The sequence below is a fragment of the Gilliamella sp. LMG 34362 genome, from assembly GCF_984569125.1.
This window is the reverse complement of the sequence record NZ_OZ474902.1, coordinates 248,338-267,404: the sequence shown is the minus strand read 5'-3', so window position 1 is coordinate 267,404 and position 19,067 is coordinate 248,338. Positions and strand designations below refer to the sequence as shown.

Here is a 19,067-nt window from a genome sequence, read left to right as displayed (position 1 = left end):
TTGTAGGCAATGGATGACTAAAATTGATTGTGCGCAACAAAAATTACAGTCAATATCGTTAATCCGTCAATATGGTCGCTTAGTTAAAGCTTCGGGCTTAGTTTTAGAGGCCGTGGGTTTAAAATTACCTTTAGGTTCTAACTGCTTTGTCGAACGGCAATTAGATGGAAAAGTACAAGCTGTTGAGTGTGAAGTTATTGGTTTTAATGGTAAAACCTTATATCTGATGCCATTTGAATCAACCGATGGCATATTACTTGATGCCAGAGTATATACCTCACAATATGATTTAACCCATTTTAGCCATAAAGTTTTACCTATTGGTACGGGCTTATTAGGACGAATAGTTGATGCAATGGGCAAACCATTGGATGGCAAACCTTTACCAGAAAATATTGAATATGAAGGATTAATCAATAAATCACTAAACCCTCTGACTCGCACACCTATTCATCAAGTATTAGATGTCGGTATTCGTGCTATCAATGCATTATTAACCGTTGGCCAAGGTCAACGAATGGGGCTTTTTGCCGGTTCTGGTGTTGGTAAAAGTGTCCTACTTGGCATGATGGCTAGGTATACCAAAGCTGATATTATTGTGGTTGGTCTGATTGGCGAACGAGGCAGGGAAGTAAAAGATTTTATCGAAAATATACTTGGTGAAGAAGGCTTAGCGCGTTCAGTAGTTGTCGCGGCACCAGCCGATGTATCGCCATTATTACGTCTACAAGGTGCAGCTTATGCCACAAAAATTGCCGAAAATTTTCGTGATCAAGGGTTTAATGTATTACTGATCATGGATTCACTAACCCGTTATGCCATGGCACAACGGGAAATAGCCTTAGCCATCGGTGAACCGCCGGCAACCAAAGGTTATCCACCATCAGTATTTGCAAAATTGCCAGCATTAGTTGAAAGAGCAGGTAATGATGCCAAAGGAAAAGGGGCAATTACTGCTTTTTATACTGTATTAACCGAAGGTGACGACCAACAAGATCCTATTGCGGATTCAGCAAGGGCAATTCTTGATGGTCATATAGTGTTATCACGTTCACTAGCTGAATCGGGGCATTATCCAGCCATTGATATCGAAGCGTCAATCAGTCGTGTAATGACCGATCTTACCCCACCAGAAGATGAAAAAAAATCACGGTTATTTAAACAATTATTTTCAAGTTTCCAGCGCAATCGGGACTTGATTAATGTTGGTGCTTACGTAGCTGGAACCGATCCATTATTAGATAAAGCTATCTCACTTTTTCCAGCTATGCAGCAATTTTTACAACAAGGAATCAATGAGCATTGTAGTTATCAAGACGCTTATCAACAATTAATCAATATTGTTGCTGCTTGCTGATAAATTAGGAAACAATTATGGCCAATCAACATCATGGTAAATTTGCATTTATAACGTTAAAAAAGCTCGCTGAAAAAGCAGTTGATGACAAATTGATTAAATTAAAACATGCACACGAAAATAAACGTAATGCACAATCACAACTAAATGTATTAAATGATTATTATCACGAGTACCAACAACGGCTAAATAATGCTTTATCCAGTGGCATTAAGGGAGCGGAATTAAATAATTTTAATGCTTTTATTACAGCGATTGAACAAGGTATAGCGCAACAAAAAAAACTACTATTAACTTTAGATATAAAACAAAAGCAGATCACCAATGAGCTTAATCAATCACAAAAAAGCCTAAATACTTATACTACATTATTAGATAAACAACATAAAAAACTGTTACTACAACAGAGTCGTTTACAACAAAAATTAACCGATGAATTTGCTCAGCAGCAGATAGCAAGGAGAACATTGAATGAATATTAATCAGTTTAGCGATATTCCATTAATCTCATCTCAACAATTTGAATTAAACGACAACCAGTTATCTATTCTTGATGATGATTTTTTCCAAAAATTATTACAACTTACCGAAAAACAACAATGGCTAAGTGATAATAATAATCACGTTAATGCTACAAACTTAAAAGACAATGAGTTAGAGCAGAAAGAACGAATGGAAAGTGAAGAGTTGTTCATACTATTTTCTATGCCATTCAATCAGCAAGAGGATATACAGCAAAATAGGCAATCGGATGCTCAACCAAAAAATCAACCAATATATGAAACTAAACTATTATTAGAAGCTAATCCAACCATGATTGATCCAAAGTTGGATACACAATGTACTGATGATATCAAACAGCGTATCAATATTGATGAAAAAGCTGCCGAAATTATTGCCTCAATTAATTACAGTGAGCAATTAATCAACAAAACCAATCAACCAAACCCTAGTCATTTATTGGCTTGGGAAAATAATCAGCCACAAACGACAAAAAATGCACATTTGAGTATTAATCAAACACAGTCAACAGATACGCTGATAAATAATCATAGCAATGATCATCAAACTGATTTAGCGTCAACTCTGACAGATAAATTGTTTACTACTAATTTGGCTAATACACCATCAGAAATGGCTTTATCAATAGATCTAAATGGCCAATCATCGTCATTTAATCCGCCAACCTCTACAGCAAATCCAACCACATTAAACTTAAATTTACCGATGCCCATGGATATTAGTAAGTGGCAAGCGTCTTTAAACGAACAAATTTGTTTGATCAGTAGACAAGGTATTCAAAATGCCGAAATAAAATTAAATCCACAAGAACTAGGCTCATTACATATTAAATTAGCCATGATTGATGACAAAATCGATCTGCACATGGCGGTTGCGCATAATATGGTTAAGGGTGTGTTAGAATCAGCTCTCCCCATGTTAAGAAGCTCATTAGAACAACAAGGTATCACTTTACAACACACTAACATTAGTGATTTTTCAATGATGAATGATTCTAAACAGTCATCTTCTTATCAACAACCACAACAATTCGAAACAGAACAACTATTAGATGATATCAATCCAATTCAACAAAAAATTGATCATCATGTTGAGGTTGTTCAATCAGGATTAAGTATTTTTGCCTAAATAACGGTTATGGCAATATTTATAAAATGATTGATATCTAAGCTTATCACTGTGTTTAACTTTGATAACTTAATATTAAAAAGGTTGAATAGATAATATTTTTATTGCCTATTCTTCCGATTAATTCTTACGGCATGATTTATTATTTTGGTAATTTTTGGTTATTTAAATAGCTACAAATCTTTCGTTAATTTTCATTGAGACAATAATAAATATGCAAACCACCAATAAAAAAGTAAGAATTTTAAACCTAATACTTATTCTAATTACCTTACTCGCAATAGGTTCAGCAGCTTATTTATGGTTCGAAAATCAAGCTAAAAATACGACGCACACTCATCAAGAACCTCAAGTTTCATCACCAGTTTTTTTAACCTTAAAACCATTTACCATTACATTACCACCTTCTGAAGATAATTTAGATATCAATAAAATTCTATATGTTGGTATGGTGTTACGTGTCGAAGATGAAGATCAAAAAACGGTATTATTAGAATATTTGCCTGAAGTAAGAAGTGATGTATTGCTGTTAACCTCAAAACAATATGTCAATAATTTGAAAAAAGAATCTGGCAAACTCGAATTACAAGAGCAAATAAAAACAGCATTATCACGTCAATACGATGCCAAACATTCAGTAAAAATTGATGAAGTGTTATTCACTGATTTCATTATAAGGTAATTATCATGTTTGATAAGCTTCAATCTACTAGCGATAAAAGTGAATCTTTAGCTAAACATTCACCGAATAATGCTGCCAGTATTGAAAAAAATATTGTGCAAAATTATCAATCACAGCAAAGTAAACGGACTGAAGTAAAACCTTATGATATATCAGTTAAACATAGTTTTATCCCTGAAAGACTAACAGCATTAGAAATCATTAATGAACGCTTTGCTCGTCAATTTCGAATTGGTTTATTTAATTTATTACGTCGTAACACGGATGTTATTACCTCGCCAATTGAGCCAAAAACATTTAAAGAGTTTTCGCATATTTCGGCAACTTACCATTTAAATTTAGTTCATCTTAATCCTTTACGAGGAAGCTGCTTATTTTCTTTTTCACCAGAACTGGTATTTATTGTTGTTGATACGCTTTTTGGCGGTGATGGACATACCTCCAATATGGAAAAGGAAGGACGTGAATTTACTCATACCGAACAAGAAATTATTAGACGAGTATTAGATCTTGCTTTAACTACATATCAAAATTCATGGATTGACGTATACAGTATTGAAACTGAATATATTCGTTCTGAAGTTGAGAGTAAATTTACCAATATCACCAGTTCTCCCGATGATGTTGTGTTAACGTCCACCTTTTTAATTGAAATTGGAAGCTTTAAAGCAACTTTCTGCATATGCATTCCATATACAATGGTTGAACCTATCAAAGAGCTATTAATTAAACCACCGATCGAAAGTCAAACCCATCAAGATGATAATGTCTGGATGAGTTCCCTCACTAGCGGTATTAAACAATCAACGGTTGAGTTAGTCGCTAATTTTACAAATATTCAAACAACTGTTGCCAAATTATTAGCATTAAAAGTAAACGACATTTTAGATATTGAAAAACCAACCAGCCTAGATGCCACTATTGGTGGCGTACCGGTTTTAAAAGGCCAATATGGTAGTGTAAATAAACAATATGCAATTCAAGTAGAGCAAATAAGCAACCCTGTATTAGAACAATTGAATGAAGGAGTGTTCAATGAGTGATATGCCAAATAACAGTGATGATAGCCAAGCAACTAACTTAACTGATGAAGAATCGGTAACGACAGAAGCTATTTTTGAAACCCTTTCTCCCCAACCGTCAAATGTAAAAGAACAAGATATTAATCTTATTTTAGATATTCCGGTTAATTTAAGTGTTGAACTTGGCCGCACCAAAATGGCCATTAAAGATCTATTAAATTTAACTCAAGGCTCAGTTATCGCCTTAGATGGTTTAGCTGGTGAGCCATTAGATATTTTAATTAACGGTTACTTAATTGCGCAAGGCGAGATAGTGGTGGTGGGTGACAATTATGGTGTACGAATTACCGATATTATTACCCCATCAGAACGGGTACGTAGATTAAGTCGTTAATAAACATTAATGAGATAACCATGAGCGAATCAACTATCAACTCCGGTATACAAAACTTTTCGTCTATTCCTGCTGAATCAAGTTTATATAGCCAAATAGGAATAGCCTTTTTTAGTGTCATCACCATTATTTTCGTTTTAATCTGGCTAATAAAACGGTTAGGTTGGCAAAAATCTACTAAGCAATTCATTGATGTTAAAGCAACTTACAATATAAATGCCAAAGATCGCATTATGCTGGTTTATGTTGATCATCAATTACTGGTGGTCGGGGTTACAGCACAACAAATGACTTTACTCCATACTATCAATGAACAACGTACTGAAATGTTATTCGCAGAGCCAGCTGACGTTGAACAACAGTCAAAAAATAATCTGTTCAATCAGATATTAAGATCTGTGTTAAACAGTAAAAAGGTGTGATTAATTGTGCGGTTAAAACTTGTTATTTTATTTAGCTTATTGCTGGCCAGCCAATATAGTTATGCTGAATTATCACCGTTAACAATTGTTACTCAAACCTCACTACCAGAAGGGCAAACTTGGTCATTACCAGTTGAAACTTTAGTTTTTTTAACCCTACTAACTTTTATCCCAATTATATTATTATTAATGACGAGTTTTACTCGTATTATTATTGTGTTAGGGCTATTACGTAGTGCTCTTGGTACCCAATCAGCACCACCTAATCAATTAATTTTGGGTATTGCACTATTTATGACATTTTTTATTATGTCACCAACATTGGATAAAATATATCAAGATGCTTATCTTCCCTATTCACAACAACAAATCACTATGCAACAAAGTTTGACGCAGGCAAGCAAACCACTGCGTGAATTTATGTTGAGTCAAACTCGTGAAAGTGATTTAACGCTATTTGTTAATATGTCCCATACTGATGATATTCAAACCCGTGAAGATACCCCGCTACGAGTTTTAGTCCCCGCTTTTGTGGTTAGTGAACTTAAAACCGCTTTTCAAATTGGCTTTACTCTGTTTATTCCTTTTTTAGTCATTGATTTAGTTGTTGCCAGTACATTAATGGCATTAGGGATGATGATGGTACCACCAGCAACAGTATCACTACCTTTTAAAATTATGTTGTTTGTATTAGCTGATGGCTGGCATTTATTGTTAGGTTCATTAGCACAAAGCTTTTTCAGTTAACACCAACAGTATAAGGGATTATATGCCTTCTGAATATATTAGCCATTTTGCCATTCAAGCAATCAAAGTTGCCGCATCACTTGCAGGTCCTTTACTACTCGCAGCATTAGTCACTGGGCTAATTATCAGTTTGTTACAAGCTGCAACCCAAATTAATGAAATGACCTTATCTTTTATTCCTAAGATTTTAGCGGTGGTGTTAGTATTAATCATTTTAGGCCCCTCAATGCTGACGACTATGATCGATTATATCCGTCTGGTTATTACTGATATTCCTAACTTAACTAGTTAACCTTAATGGACGCCACGATTCACGATCTGTTTAATATTGATTTTTTTGCTTGGGTTCGATCAAGTTTTCTGCCTTTTACCCGTATTTTAGCGCTAATTATGGTCGCACCTATTGTCGGTGAAAAAGAGGTGCCAAATCGGTTAAAGATTGGTTTAGCAATGCTGATCGTCATTTTATTACCTTTACCAAAGTTAGACGACAACCTTACCCTTTATTCATTACTCGGTATCTGGGTTATTGCCCAGCAAATCATGATTGGCATCATAATCGGTTTTACCGTACAACTTACTTTTTTAACGGTAAGATTTGCAGGTGAATTAATTGGTATGCAAATGGGGTTAGGCATGGCGACCTTTTATGATCCTATTGGTGGACCATCTACTTCTGTACTGTCACGTTTCATTAACATTATTGCCTTGTTGATATTTCTCAGCTTAGATGGCCATCTATGGCTACTATATGGGTTAGCTAACAGCTTTGAGATTATCCCTATTAGCGTTTCACCTTTAAAAGCCAACGGTCACTTAGCCTTAATCGAAACAACCAGTCTATTATTTAGTAATGGCGTTATGTTGGCATTACCATTAATGACGTTATTGCTGATTATTAATTTGTCGTTAGGGCTATTAAATAGAATTACCCCTCAGTTATCAATTTTTGTAGTGGGCTATCCACTTACCTTATTATGTGGCTTGATGATGTTAAGTTATTTATTTTCCACCTTGCCTTCATTTGTGGAATTTATTTTAGAACAGATATTTTCAACTACTTCGCAAATTTTAATCTATCTTGCTGCCACCAATAATTAAGCCAATTAAGCTTAATAAAATTCAGGGGTATTTTTTAACAAAAAATTTTGAGGAACGGGGTTTTTTAGCCTTAACATTAAAGGTTATTAACCATGTATATAACTAATGGTTGCTTATACGAGATAATAAAAAAAACCGCTGTGTAGCTTTGTGTTACACAACGGTTCAAGTTAATTATAAATTAAAAATTAATTAAATAATTTATGGAATTGTAAGCTTATCCAATCCCAAATATTTCCAAAGAAGCCTGCTTCTTCAACATTTTCAAGGGCAACTAAAGGTTGTTCGTTGATCACTTTATCATCTAATAAAAATTGAATTTTACCAACCGCAGCACCTTTGATAATTGGCGCATAGATGTAATCATCAATGGTGTATTGTACTTTAACATCAGCTGAACGGCCTTTTGGCACAGTAATATAAGCACCATTAATAGCCCCTAAATTTACTTTGTTTTGATCGCCATACCAAACTGACTCTGTCACTAATGGCGCATTAGGCTTAACTGGATTAGCCGTTTCAAAGAATCGGAATCCCCAAGTGAGTAATTTTTTACTCTCTTCTTCACGACCTTTAAAGGTTCGGCCACCAAGCACGGCTGAAATTAAACGGGTATTACCATCAACCGCTGATGCAACAAGGTTATAACCAGCAGCATTCGTATGACCAGTTTTAATACCATCTACATTTAAAGTTGTATCCCAAAGTAAACCATTACGATTTAATTGTGGTTTTGACAGGTTATAGGTGAACTCTTTTTCTTTATAGATAGCATATTCAGTTGGTAAGTCACGAATCAAAGCTTGACCTAATAGTGCCATATCTTTAGCTGTTGTATACTGTCCTGGCGCATCAAGACCATGTACCGTTTCAAAATGGGTATGTTGCAAACCTATTTTTTTTGCATATTCATTCATTAAATTAACGAAAGCACCTTGACTACCAGCAACATGTTCAGCCATAGCGATACATGCATCATTACCCGATTGAATAATGATACCTTTATTCAAATCAGCAACCGAAACTGTTTTACCAACCTCTAAAAACATCAATGATGAACCTTTTAAAACCGGATTACCGGTTGCCCATGCATCTTTACTCACCAGTACCATATCATCATTTTTAATACGGCCTGATTCTAATGCTTGACCAACAACATAACTTGTCATCATTTTAGTTAAGCTTGCTGGATCACGTTGTTGTTCAGCATTATATTGTGCTAGGATTTCGCCTGATTTGGCATCGATTAAAATATAGGCTTCCGCATCTAATTGAGGGATAGCAGGAATAGGAAATGCCATCTCTGCAGAGGCAGAAGAACATATTGCAAGCGCCAACAAGCCAAAAGATAATTTTAATTTCTTTTTCATTTATAAAAATTCCGTTAAATGTTTTTAGATAACATGTATCGATGAGTGTGAATAGACATCATAATGCCAAAACTTGCCATTAAAACGACCAGAGAAGAGCCACCATAACTTATTAGAGGTAATGGTACACCAACTACTGGTAAGATTCCACTGACCATACCGATATTAATAAATACATAGACAAAAAATACCAAAATCAAACCACCAGACAGTATTCGTCCAAACGTCGTTTGTGCCTGAGCAGCAATAATTAATCCACGTATAATTAAGCATAAAAACAAGACTAACAAAACAATAGAGCCAATAAAGCCAAACTCTTCAGCGATAACTGAAAAGATAAAGTCAGTATGTCTTTCCGGTAAAAATTCTAGCTGAGATTGCGTACCTTCAAGCCAACCTTTACCCCATATTCCCCCCGATCCTATCGCGGTTTTCGATTGCAAGATATGATAGCCAGCACCATTAGGATCACGCTCAGGATTAAATAATGTTAATACTCGTTCACGTTGATAATCATGCATTAAATAAAACCACATAATCGGTAAAAATATGGCTATCAATATCAAAGCAACAAGAATAAATCGCCAGTTAATCCCAGCTAAAAATATAATAAAAATACCCGACATAATAATTAAAATAGCCGTTCCTAAATCGGGTTGCATTGCTACTAATAAGGTAGGTACACCAATAATAGCTAAAGTTTGCAAAGTTGTTTTAACCGGTGGTGGGCAGCCGTCACGATGAATAAACTTAGCTACCATTAATGGTACAGCAATTTTAGCAATTTCTGACGGTTGAAAACGAATGACGCCTAAATCTAACCAACGTTGAGCGCCTTTACTGGTATAACCGAAAATATCAACTAATAGTAATATAATAATACAGGCAATATAGAGATAAGGTGCCCACTGTTCATAGCTTCGCGGTGAAATTTGGGCAAAAACAATCATCACAAAAAAACCAAGAATTATTTGGATTACTCGTTTTTGCATCATATCTACATTTTGGCCACTAGCACTCCATAAAATATAAAGGCTATAACCAAGTAGTAAGGTTATAAATAAGCAAAAAAGGGGATCGATATGTATCTTTTGCCAAAAAGATTTCTTAATATTGTTCATAATTAATCTTCATGTCCTGTCGTCGATGATGATGCATCATCTAATTCTGTTGAGTTATCACCCTCAAGATAATAATCCAATATTTTACGGGCTACTGCACCGCCATTGGAGCTACCACCGCCACCATTTTCAAGGACTATAGCTAGCGCTATTTTCGGTTTATCATAAGGTGCATAAGCGATAAATAAGGCATGGTCACGTAAATGTTCGGGTATTTTATGGGCATTATAAGTTTCGTTTTCTTTTAAACCATAAACTTGAGCGGTACCTGACTTACCTGCCGCTTGATATTTAGCACCAGCATAAACTTTACGTGCAGTACCTCGAGCACCAAACATAACTCGATGCATACCTTCTTTAGCTAATGCCCAATAAGCTGGATTAACATCAACTAGGCTATTAGGTTCAACATATTTTTCGGGATCAATAGTTGGCTGATTCTGATTAGTATTAATAATGTCACTTTTTTTATAGAGTAAAAAGTGCGGCGTAAAAGTTTTACCATTATTAATTAATGTGGTTAAGGCTTTAGCCATTTGCATAGGTGTGGCAGTCCAATAACCTTGACCTATACCAACTGGAATGGTGTCACCTTGTAACCAAGATTTTTTATGGCGCTTCAATTTCCATTCCCGACTTGGCATAACCGCACGAGTCTCTTCATTAGCCGAAATATCAATGCCGGTACGCTCACCATAACCAAACTTAGTCATCCATAAATTTAGGCGATCAATACCCATATCATAAGCAACTTGGTAAAAATAGGTATCTACCGATTCTTCAATTGCTCGTAATACATCAACATGGCCGTGCCCCCATTTTAGCCAATCTCGATAACGTCTTTCTGTACCGGGTAATTGCCACCAGCCAGGATCATTAACCACACTTTTCGGTGAAACGACACCTTCACTTAAAGCGGCTATCGAAATAAATGGTTTTACCGTTGAAGCAGGAGGGTAAGCACCAAGTAAAGCTCGGTTAAATAGTGGTTTACTTGGATCATTAAGTAACTCACTATATTTTTTACTGGAAATACCACCAACAAAATCATTTGAGTCATAACTAGGGCTAGACACCATTGCTAATACTTCACCATTATTGGGATCAATAGCAACAACTGATGCTTTTCGTCCAGTAAGTAGTGATTCAATATAGAGTTGTAATTTAAGGTTGATGGATAAATAGATATCTTCACCAGCTTGTGGTGGATGTTGTTCAAGTAAGCGAACAATACGACCTCGGCTATTTACTTCAACTTTTTCATTACCAGCCGTACCATGTAAGACATCTTCGTAATACCGTTCAATCCCCATTTTACCAATATTGAAAGTAGCCACATAATCGCTGGCTTTATTTTCTTCTTCTAAACGTTGTTTATCTTGAGTATTTATTTTAGAGATATAGCCAAGAATATGGGTAAGTGAAGCGCCATATGGATAATATCGATGTTGAATTTTAACAATCGACACAAATGGAAAACGATGCTGATCAACAATAAAACGTGCTATTTGTTTTTCTGTTAAATTTTCTTTTAGTGGCACAGGTCGATGAGCCCGATAATTACGGCGTTCCTTTTGGAAATTCTCAATATCTTCATCAGTTAAATCAACAATCATTTTTAACTGTTCAAACTGTTCATTAAGGTTTTTGGTTTTATCAGGAACAATATTAAGTTGATAGGTAATATTATTTATCGCCAATGGTGTACCATTACGATCATAAATCATACCGCGACTAGGAGGAATAGGGATAATTTCAATACGATTGTTGTTTGATTTGGTACTGTAATAACTAAAGTTTGAAATTTGTAGATCAGCTAAATTGGCTAATAACACAAAAATTAATAGAATAATTACCACAAATGCAAACAACGCCCTACGCAAAAATAAGTTTGTTTCTGCTGAGTGATCGCGAATATTGCCCTTTTTTGTTTTACCTGAAATAGAGATAATATAGCTCCTCTAAATTCTGTTTATGACTGTTGTTGCTTGTGTTCTTGTTGTTCCCATTTTTCATAAGCATTAACAATTCTAGCTACGACAGGATGGCGAACTACATCTTCACTCTTGAAAAAATTAAAACTAATATCATCAACTTCGCTTAATACTTCGATGGCATGGCGTAATCCTGATTTTTGGTGACGAGGTAAATCAATTTGCGTAATATCACCAGTGATGACCGCTTTAGAATTAAAACCAATACGCGTTAAAAACATCTTCATTTGCTCAATTGTGGTATTTTGGCTTTCATCAAGAATAATAAAGGCATCATTAAGAGTACGCCCACGCATATAGGCTAATGGAGCAACTTCAATAACACTTTTTTCGATTAGTTTTTCAACTTTTTCAAAACCAAGCATTTCAAACAATGCATCATAAAGTGGACGTAAATAAGGATCGACTTTTTGACTTAAATCACCAGGTAAAAAACCTAGTTTTTCGCCGGCTTCAACCGCAGGGCGAGTTAAAACGATACGTCTAATTTGCTGTTTTTCTAGTGCATCAACCGCTGCGGCTACCGCTAAATAGGTTTTTCCGGTACCAGCCGGACCAATACCAAAAGAAATATCATAATCTAATACATGAGCAATATATTGAGCCTGATTAGGTGTACGTGGTTTTATTACTCCACGTTTGGTTTTTATCATGACTTGCTTACTACCATGCAGATCAACATACGCAGGAAGATGCTCTTTAGCTTTTTCTAAAGCACCAGATTCTTTAATAGCTAAATGTATCTGCTCTGGCTCAATATCGATAATATTATCTTTTTGTTTAGTTTGCTTATAAAGCGATTGTAATATTTCTGATGCAGCTTTTACACAAATGGTATCACCAGTGATGGCAAAGAGATTACCACGGTGATTTATTTCAATCCCTAAACGACGTTCAAGTTGTTTAATATTGTCATCATAAGGACCACAAAGACTATTAAGTCGCTGATTATCTGCTGGCTCTAGCACGGTTTCATGGGTCGTAATATTCAATGATAAGTCCTCTAATTATTCAGGTTAATGATCAAATACGCTCTTCACATAAAGAACATTTTTCAACACCTTTTAAAAAATCCATATGGCAATGATGACAAGTCACTATGTTGTCACCAACTACATTATTCACAGCACTAGTTGCTTGATTATTATCGAGCCCTTGGCTTTTCAACTTATTGATAACCATCGTGATAGGTGTACCACTTTTTAACTCTTGCTCGACATAAGATGCTACTTGCTGTTCAAATGTAGGTGGAATATAAGTTAAAACATTTTCATTAAAATCAGAATTACAGTGTTGGCATTTAATATATCGACCTAAAGTTTGAAAACTAAAAATAGGAATAAAAAATAGCGTAAAATATTTGGCTACCTTTATTTGCGTATACTGATGTTGTTTTTTATCACCAGCAATATTTTGCTGTGCACAACAGTTCGGGCAATTAAATGGTCCTGTATGTTCATTAACTTCACGTCCTTTTGTACCAAATATAATAAACACTTAATATTCCTTATTTATAAATTACCATCTTTATTATTAATTAAATTACACCACTATTTGTATAATTATGGTTGATAAATACCAACGCCTAAATTATTTTCTTTACGAGTTCGGGAAATAACTGATATTGGTGATTCACTAACCCGTAGATCCATCTGATCTTCAGTTCTTACTACTTTACCACGCAATGAGTTAGGATAAACATCGGTAATTTCAACATCAACAAATTTACCAATCATATCTGGATGTCCAGCAAAATTAACAATTCGATTGTTTTCAGTTCGGCCGGTTAATTCCATAAGATCCTTTTTAGATGGACCTTCAACTAAAATACGTTGTACGGTATTTAACATGCGACGACTAAATTGCATAGCTTGTTGATTGATTCGCTCTTGAAGAATATAGAGCCGTTGTTTTTTCTCTTCTTCAGAAACATTATCTTCCATTTCTGCAGCAGGCGTACCTGGACGAGCTGAATAGACAAAACTATAACTTAAGTCAAAATTAACATCAGCGATTAATTTCATAGTTTGTTCAAAATCTTCTTGAGTTTCACCAGGGAAACCAACAATAAAATCAGAACTGATTTGAATATCTGGGCGAACTTTACGTAATTTACGAATAATTGATTTATATTCAATTGCAGTATGAGTTCGTTTCATCAAATTCAATACGCGATCAGAACCACTTTGTACAGGTAAATGTAAAAAATTAACCAGTTCAGGCGTATCACGATAAACATCGATAATGTCATCTGTAAATTCAATTGGATGGCTAGTGGTAAAACGAATACGATCAATACCATCAATAGCAGCAACTAAACGTAATAATTCAGCAAAAGAACAGATATCACCATCAAAGGTTGGTCCGCGATAGGCATTTACGTTTTGCCCTAATAAATTCACTTCACGAACACCTTGTTCTGCTAACTGAGCAATTTCATAAATTACATCATCACAAGGTCTACTTACCTCTTCACCACGAGTGTAAGGTACCACACAATAAGTACAGTATTTGTTACATCCTTCCATTATGGATACAAATGCCGTTGGGCCTTCACTACGTGGTTCAGGTAGACGGTCAAATTTTTCAATTTCAGGAAAACTAACATCAACAACATGCTGACCATTACCACTGCGGATCTGTTCAATCATATCTGGCAAACGGTGAAAAGTTTGTGGTCCAAAAATAATATCAACAAAAGGCGCTCGTTTACGAATATGGGCACCTTCTTGTGACGCTACACAACCACCAACACCAATAATAATATTAGGATTATGTTGTTTTAAATTTTTCCAACGACCTAGTTGGTGAAAAACTTTTTCTTGGGCTTTTTCTCGAATAGAACAGGTATTTAATAATAAAATATCTGCTTCTTCGGCATTTTCTGTTAAGGTTAAACCATGGGTGGATTCAAGGAGATCTGCCATTTTAGTTGAATCATATTCGTTCATTTGGCAGCCCCAAGTTTTGATATGTAATTTTTTGCTCATCAATAACTCAGCTATATTTAATTGTTAAAATGAAAACGGGTTTAAATCCGCGATTTTAGCGAGCCATATTGTAATCCTTTGTGATTGTAGGGTCTATAATAAATATAAAAAACTATATTTATTACTTTATATATAAAAAATAAACAATTAGTAATTAATTTATCGAAAAAACAACTAATTATAATAATCATTCTAATTATTTTATGTTATTATTCTTAGCCTATTAATATTATTAACAATATAAGTGTTTAGGTATGTCAAAAACATTTAGTCCAACAAAGCGCTTTTTGATTAAAGGCATTATGGCAACTTGTTTATTGTCGGTCACACGGGTTGGTTTTGCTGCATCAATGGCTCAGATTATTGCTGTGCGTGTTTGGCCATCATCAACTTATACACGAATAACGTTAGAATCGAACGCAAAACTTAACTATAAACATGCAAAGTTACACAACCCCGATCGTATTGTTATTGATATTGATAATCTCAATTTAAATCCAACGTTAAAAACGATTTCAACAAAAGTACTAAGTCGAGATCCTTTTATTAAATCTATTCGGACATTGCAGTTAGATCCCAAAACTGTTCGTTTGATGATTGAACTAAAACAAGGTATCGATCCAAATACATTTACATTACCACCGATTGCTGAATTCAAACATCGATTAGTCGTTGATCTTTATCCTTCTAAACCAACTGTAACTGATGATGATCCCCTTTTAGCACTCTTAGAAGAGTATCAAAAAGGCGAGCTAAATAAAAAACAATCACAAATAAAATCATCTAATAAGAAGAAAAATTCACCTATTATCGTTATGCTTGATCCTGGCCATGGAGGTGAAGATCCTGGCGCTATTGGTTATAAGAAAACTCGGGAAAAAGATATAGTGTTGCAAATTGCACGCCGTACTTACAATTTGCTCAAAAAAGAACCTAATGTAAAAGCCTATATGACCCGTAAGGAAGATGTGTTTATACCTTTAAATGTTCGTGTAGCGAAGGCAAGATCTTTACATGCAGATCTATTTATTTCTATCCATGCTGATGCTTTTGCTAATCGCTCAGTTAAAGGATCATCAGTATTTGCTTTATCAACCCGTGGAGCTAGTAGTTCAGCAGCCAGTTATTTAGCTCAAACCCAAAATGATGCCGACCAAATAGGTGGCGTAAGTAGAAGTGGTGATAAATATTTAGATAATACGATTTTAGATTTAGTACAAAAAACAACGTTGTCTAATGGGGTATTATTAGGTACAGCTATTTTAAACCGAATGAAGAAAGTAAATAAACTGCACAAACCATCTATTGAAAAAGCAGGTTTTGCAGTATTAAAAGCACCGGATATCCCATCAGTTTTAGTTGAAACAGCCTTTATTAGTAATATTAATGAAGAGCAAAAACTTAAGACTGCTTCCTTCCAAAATCAAGTATCTAAAGCAATTGTTGATGGTATTAAAGATTATTTAAAACGTCGTAAAAATTGATCTAATCATTTTTTAGATCAATTTTACCTTTACTGAATGATCATTAATCGTCGTTCAGCATTTAACTCCGGAATAGTCAGTTTAATATTTTGTTTAAGAGTAAACCCTTCAGGGATCACATCAAGATCGCTACCTTTTAATGCGTAAAATGATCCTTTCTGGTTAGGAAGATGTTTACACCAAGTTAGCATATCTTGCAAAGAAGCAAATGCTCGGCTAATAACTCCATCAAATTTTTTCTCATTATATTCTTCTATACGACTTTGAATAGGTTGAATATTAGTTAATTTTAATTCAAATTGAACTTGTTTTAAAAAACGAATTCTTTTACCTAAACTATCCACCAGATCAAATTGTTTATCAGGATTTATTATTGCTAAAGGGATCCCTGGTAATCCAGGGCCTGTTCCCACATCAATAAAAGTATTGCCAACTAAATAAGGCGAAACAACTAAACTATCCATAATATGTTTAATTAACATTTCACTAGGATCGCGCACTGCGGTTAAATTGTAAGCTTTATTCCATTTATTAAGCATTTCAACATAATCGATCAATAGATCAATTTGTTGAGAAGTGATCGAAAGATCCGTTTGATCAATAAGATTAATGAGTTTCTTTTTTAACATAGTTTTTCTTTTTTAAATAAACTAATAACATTGAAATTGCCGCAGGTGTAATGCCAGAAATACGTGAAGCTTGGCCAATTGAAACAGGTTTATGCTGTTTTAATTTAGCAACGACTTCATTAGATAACCCTGATATTTCAGCATAATCAATGTGCTCAGGAATAAGGGTTTCTTCATTTCTTTTTTGTCTTTCAATTTCTTCAATCTGTAATTTTATATAACCATCATATTTTACTTGTATCTCAACTTGTTCAGCAGCTTGAGTATCAGTTAAACCAGGCGCAAAAAGCGATAATGATTGTAGTGTTTTATAGCTCATTTCAGGGCGTTTAAGTAACTCTTCACCATTGGCCTCTTTGGTGAGATTAGCACTTAAAACAGCATTCACTTCGTCAATGGTTTCAATATGAGGATGAACCCAGATATCACGAAGACGGGCTCTTTCTTGTTCAATAGCTTCAAATTTTTCATTAAATCGTTGCCAACGATAATCATCAACCATGCCTAATTGTCGGCCTATTTCAGTCAAACGAATATCGGCATTATCTTCACGTAACATTAAGCGATATTCAGCACGCGAAGTAAACATACGGTAAGGTTCGTTGGTGCCTAAAGTACAAAGATCATCAACTAATACCCCTAAATAAGCTTGATCACGAGTAGGGAACCATTGATCTTGATCATATACAAATCTTGCTGCATTTAAACCTGCTAACAGACCTTGAGAAGCTGCTTCTTCATAGCCTGTAGTGCCATTTATTTGACCAGCTAAAAATAAACCTTTGATCACTTTACTTTCTAAAGTTGGTTTAAGATCACGCGGATCAAAATAATCATATTCAATCGCATAACCAGGTCTTACGATATTCGCGTTTTCTAGTCCTTTCATACTACGAACAAAAGCTAATTGTGTGTCAAAAGGTAAACTGGTCGAGATCCCATTAGGATAAATCTCATTACTATCTAACCCTTCTGGTTCTAAATAGATCTGATGAGAATTACGATCAGCAAAACGCATTATTTTATCTTCAATAGACGGACAATATCGCGGGCCAACACCTTCAATCACACCTGTGTACATAGGACTTCGATCTAAGCTATTGCGAATGATCTCATGGGTTGTTTCATTAGTATTTGTTATATAACAAGGGATCTGTCTAGGATGCTGTTTCGCATCGCCTAAAAATGAAAATACTGGCACTGGATCATCACCATATTGAGTGCCTAATTTAGAAAAGTCTATTGTTCTTGCATCAATACGTGGTGGTGTTCCTGTCTTTAATCGTCCCATTCTAAATGGATATTGATGTAAAGATTTAGACAAACCGATAGAAGCGGGATCGCCAGTTCTACCACCACTATAGTTATCTAAACCTATATGGATCTTACCATCTAAAAAGGTACCTGTTGTAAGTACTACAGCTTTTGCTTTAAAAGAGACACCCATTTGGGTAACAACACCGGTGATCTGATCGTTTTCAATGATCACATCTTCAACAGATTGTTGAAACAACATTAGGTTTTCTTGGTTTCCCAGTGTAGTTCTTATTACTTTACGATATAAGGATCGATCCGCTTGAGCACGTGTTGCTCTTACCGCTGGCCCCTTACTGCTATTTAAGATCCGAAACTGGATCCCTGCAAGATCTATAGCTTGCGCCATTAATCCGCCCATAGCATCAATCTCTTTTACTAAGTGACCTTTACCAATACCACCAATAGCTGGATTACAAGACATTTGTCCTAATGTATTGATATTATGCGTTAAAAGTAATGTTTTTCGGCCCATTCTTGCTGATGCCATTGCAGCTTCAGTTCCGGCATGACCTCCACCAACAATGATGACATCAAAAAGATCTGGATAAAACATATAAAGCCTCGTTTTTTATATTACTGATAGATGATCACTATTTTTGATCAGGTGATTTGGTTTTATTTAGTGTTACGAATTTTACGCATCTTTTTTATTACGTCAAATGATCTATTTTGATCGGGATCTAAATTAAATAAGATCTTTTATATGATCTTTTTATTTTTACTATTATTAGTTTGGATCATTTTTGTTGATAACTGGTTTTTATTTTTATTTTATATGATCTTATTG

The 19,067-nt window shown here is 34.9% G+C and carries 19 protein-coding genes; 11 read left to right on the top strand and 8 right to left on the bottom strand.

Annotation, left to right across the window (positions count from 1 at the left end):
• The first annotated feature begins 13 nt into the window (after positions 1-13).
• From fliI to fliR, 10 genes are all read left to right on the top strand, one after another.
• A complete protein-coding gene (gene fliI, locus AC5LWZ_RS01300) occupies positions 14-1,357 on the top strand; it encodes a flagellar protein export ATPase FliI (protein ID WP_493463846.1) in 1,344 nt (447 codons plus the stop codon).
• Positions 1,358-1,374: 17 nt separating this feature from the next.
• Positions 1,375-1,839, top strand: a complete 465-nt coding sequence (gene fliJ, locus AC5LWZ_RS01295; protein WP_493457932.1) for a flagellar export protein FliJ — start codon at positions 1,375-1,377, stop codon at positions 1,837-1,839.
• Positions 1,829-3,007 carry a flagellar hook-length control protein FliK gene (locus AC5LWZ_RS01290; protein ID WP_493463845.1) on the top strand — a complete coding sequence of 393 codons (1,179 nt, stop codon included), beginning with the start codon at positions 1,829-1,831 and terminating at the stop codon, positions 3,005-3,007. Before fliJ ends, AC5LWZ_RS01290 begins: the two co-directional genes overlap by 11 nt.
• Positions 3,008-3,221: 214 nt before the next feature.
• Positions 3,222-3,689, top strand: a complete 468-nt coding sequence (locus AC5LWZ_RS01285; protein ID WP_034900941.1) for a flagellar basal body-associated FliL family protein — start codon at positions 3,222-3,224, stop codon at positions 3,687-3,689.
• A gap of 5 nt (positions 3,690-3,694) precedes the next feature.
• Positions 3,695-4,732, top strand: coding sequence for a flagellar motor switch protein FliM (gene fliM, locus AC5LWZ_RS01280; RefSeq protein ID WP_294912775.1), 1,038 nt, complete (start codon positions 3,695-3,697; stop codon positions 4,730-4,732).
• Complete coding sequence (fliN, locus tag AC5LWZ_RS01275) at positions 4,725-5,105, top strand: flagellar motor switch protein FliN (protein ID WP_034900937.1); 381 nt, start codon at positions 4,725-4,727, stop codon at positions 5,103-5,105. Before fliM ends, fliN begins: the two co-directional genes overlap by 8 nt.
• Positions 5,106-5,125: 20 nt before the next feature.
• Positions 5,126-5,527, top strand: a complete 402-nt coding sequence (locus AC5LWZ_RS01270; protein ID WP_110448832.1) for a FliO/MopB family protein — start codon at positions 5,126-5,128, stop codon at positions 5,525-5,527.
• A 6-nt stretch (positions 5,528-5,533) separates the two neighbouring features.
• Complete coding sequence (gene fliP / locus AC5LWZ_RS01265) at positions 5,534-6,274, top strand: flagellar type III secretion system pore protein FliP (RefSeq protein WP_493463844.1); 741 nt, start codon at positions 5,534-5,536, stop codon at positions 6,272-6,274.
• 22 nt (positions 6,275-6,296) lie between these two features.
• Positions 6,297-6,566: a flagellar biosynthesis protein FliQ gene (gene fliQ / locus AC5LWZ_RS01260; protein WP_034900933.1), complete on the top strand. Its 270-nt coding sequence runs from the start codon at positions 6,297-6,299 to the stop codon at positions 6,564-6,566.
• Positions 6,567-6,571: 5 nt separating this feature from the next.
• Positions 6,572-7,375: a flagellar biosynthetic protein FliR gene (gene fliR, locus AC5LWZ_RS01255; RefSeq protein ID WP_493463843.1), complete on the top strand. Its 804-nt coding sequence runs from the start codon at positions 6,572-6,574 to the stop codon at positions 7,373-7,375.
• Between the two features lie 188 nt (positions 7,376-7,563).
• On the opposite strand, the gene AC5LWZ_RS01250 is transcribed toward fliR, so the two are convergent.
• The 6 genes from AC5LWZ_RS01250 to miaB form a co-directional block, all read right to left on the bottom strand.
• Entirely contained in the window at positions 7,564-8,745 is a 1,182-nt protein-coding gene (locus tag AC5LWZ_RS01250; RefSeq protein WP_198201488.1) for a serine hydrolase, read from the bottom strand.
• A 14-nt stretch (positions 8,746-8,759) separates the two neighbouring features.
• Positions 8,760-9,866 carry a peptidoglycan glycosyltransferase MrdB gene (gene mrdB, locus AC5LWZ_RS01245; RefSeq protein WP_493463842.1) on the bottom strand — a complete coding sequence of 369 codons (1,107 nt, stop codon included), beginning with the start codon at positions 9,864-9,866 and terminating at the stop codon, positions 8,760-8,762.
• Positions 9,867-9,868: 2 nt separating this feature from the next.
• Positions 9,869-11,809 (bottom strand): penicillin-binding protein 2, encoded by a 1,941-nt coding sequence (gene mrdA / locus AC5LWZ_RS01240; RefSeq protein ID WP_198201611.1) that lies wholly within the window; start codon positions 11,807-11,809, stop codon positions 9,869-9,871.
• A gap of 29 nt (positions 11,810-11,838) precedes the next feature.
• The gene (locus AC5LWZ_RS01235) at positions 11,839-12,852 is read right to left on the bottom strand and encodes a PhoH family protein (RefSeq protein WP_232350170.1); all 1,014 of its coding nucleotides are present in this window, start codon (positions 12,850-12,852) and stop codon (positions 11,839-11,841) included.
• 31 nt (positions 12,853-12,883) lie between these two features.
• Entirely contained in the window at positions 12,884-13,357 is a 474-nt protein-coding gene (locus AC5LWZ_RS01230) for a zinc ribbon domain-containing protein (RefSeq protein ID WP_110448839.1), read from the bottom strand.
• Between the two features lie 65 nt (positions 13,358-13,422).
• Positions 13,423-14,850, bottom strand: coding sequence for a tRNA (N6-isopentenyl adenosine(37)-C2)-methylthiotransferase MiaB (gene miaB, locus AC5LWZ_RS01225; RefSeq protein WP_110448840.1), 1,428 nt, complete (start codon positions 14,848-14,850; stop codon positions 13,423-13,425).
• 254 nt (positions 14,851-15,104) lie between these two features.
• Between miaB and AC5LWZ_RS01220 the strand changes: the two genes are divergently transcribed.
• Entirely contained in the window at positions 15,105-16,334 is a 1,230-nt protein-coding gene (locus tag AC5LWZ_RS01220; protein ID WP_493463841.1) for an N-acetylmuramoyl-L-alanine amidase, read from the top strand.
• 29 nt (positions 16,335-16,363) lie between these two features.
• Here the strand turns inward: AC5LWZ_RS01220 and rsmG are convergent, their stop codons facing one another.
• Both rsmG and mnmG read right to left on the bottom strand, forming a co-directional pair.
• On the bottom strand, positions 16,364-16,963 hold the full coding sequence (gene rsmG / locus AC5LWZ_RS01215) for a 16S rRNA (guanine(527)-N(7))-methyltransferase RsmG (protein ID WP_493463840.1): 600 nt from the start codon (positions 16,961-16,963) through the stop codon (positions 16,364-16,366).
• Positions 16,941-18,833 carry a tRNA uridine-5-carboxymethylaminomethyl(34) synthesis enzyme MnmG gene (gene mnmG / locus AC5LWZ_RS01210; protein WP_493463839.1) on the bottom strand — a complete coding sequence of 631 codons (1,893 nt, stop codon included), beginning with the start codon at positions 18,831-18,833 and terminating at the stop codon, positions 16,941-16,943. Before mnmG ends, rsmG begins: the two co-directional genes overlap by 23 nt.
• Positions 18,834-19,067 lie beyond the last annotated feature (234 nt).